The sequence below is a fragment of the Litorilituus lipolyticus genome (assembly GCF_006439335.1).
Lineage (GTDB): Bacteria > Pseudomonadota > Gammaproteobacteria > Enterobacterales > Alteromonadaceae > Colwellia > Colwellia lipolytica.
In genome coordinates this window covers 1-1,216 of sequence record NZ_SAWY01000035.1, presented here as the reverse complement: position 1 = coordinate 1,216, position 1,216 = coordinate 1, and the positions used below count along the sequence as shown (strand labels likewise).

The 1,216-nt window shown below is 39.1% G+C and carries 1 protein-coding gene; it reads right to left on the bottom strand.

Going from position 1 to position 1,216, the window contains the following annotated elements:
- Positions 1-32 precede the first annotated feature (32 nt).
- On the bottom strand, positions 33-986 hold the full coding sequence (locus EPA86_RS13495) for an IS110 family RNA-guided transposase (RefSeq protein ID WP_140604464.1): 954 nt from the start codon (positions 984-986) through the stop codon (positions 33-35).
- Positions 987-1,216: the final 230 nt, after the last annotated feature.

The window sequence follows — 1,216 nt, the reverse complement described above, 5'->3', positions numbered from 1 at the left end:
TAACAAGTGACTATGGTGTCAAACTTTAATAATTAACTCATTTTAGGATCCCAATAGACACCATCTCTTAACATAGAGTTTAGTGTGATAACGAGCTTTCTAATGCAGGCTATTATCGCTACTTTTTTAGGTTTTCCTGCCGCAACCAACCGTTGATAAGTCGCTTTAAATGTTTGGTTACATTGAATCGCTGACATCATTGCCATATACATTGCGGTTCGAATTTGTGAGCGTCCTCCTCGTATCATACGCTTGCCTTTATACGAACCACTCTCACGATTAAATGGTGCAACTCCGACCAATGATGATGCTTCTTTATTGGTAATATAACCCAGCTCTGGCATTTCACTAATCAAATTAAATGCCACAACGTTACCAACACCAGGTACGCTCTGAATGATGTCATTTTTGATTTTATACTCATCACAGCATTCAATGAGTTTATGTAATTTATTATCTATTTTTTCTAACTGGTTTTTCAGCACAGTCAGCATAGGCTTAATAGATGATGTAATTTCTTTTGGCATTATTTGAAGACGGTTTTTCTCCATTGTTTGCATGTCCATAAGCTGACGACGGCGAGACAGTAAATCACTCATTAGCCTCATGTCCTCGGGCTTTAGCTTAGATAGTTCAGGTTTCATCATCTCAGCATAATAGGCAATTAACTGGGCATCGAGCTTATCTGTTTTGGCTTTTTGATTAATGACGCCAGCAAAACGTTTTATGTTGACAGGGTTAGCTACAACAAAAGGGATTTTCGCTTTAGCGCAGGCCATGATAAAAGCTTGTTCTAAGCGGCCCGTTGCTTCAATAACAACACGAGTTACCTTGTGCTTTTTGATTTCGGTCATGGCATCTTTGATACCACTTTCATCGTTAGATACATTGAAATAAATACCTAAAGGACGTATGTAAATGTCGAGTTGTGCTTTACCCGTATCGACACCGACGTTAATTTCATTTTGATTAATTTGTGTATTCATAATAAGCTGACTCTGCCTTGCTATTCGGGCTCGAGGCCCAGTTGACTATCCGAGTTTAGTGCTTGGAGTTTTATACGGCGTTCGCTCTTGTTATCGGTCTCTCAATAGAGGAGCCTGCAATTAATCGAACTACCGTATAAAAGGCTTTGGTTGCAGCCAAAGCTTGGGCCTCACTTTACCTAAACTGGTTTAAAAAAGAATAAAAAAGGTGGGTGTATTATCCATACAAG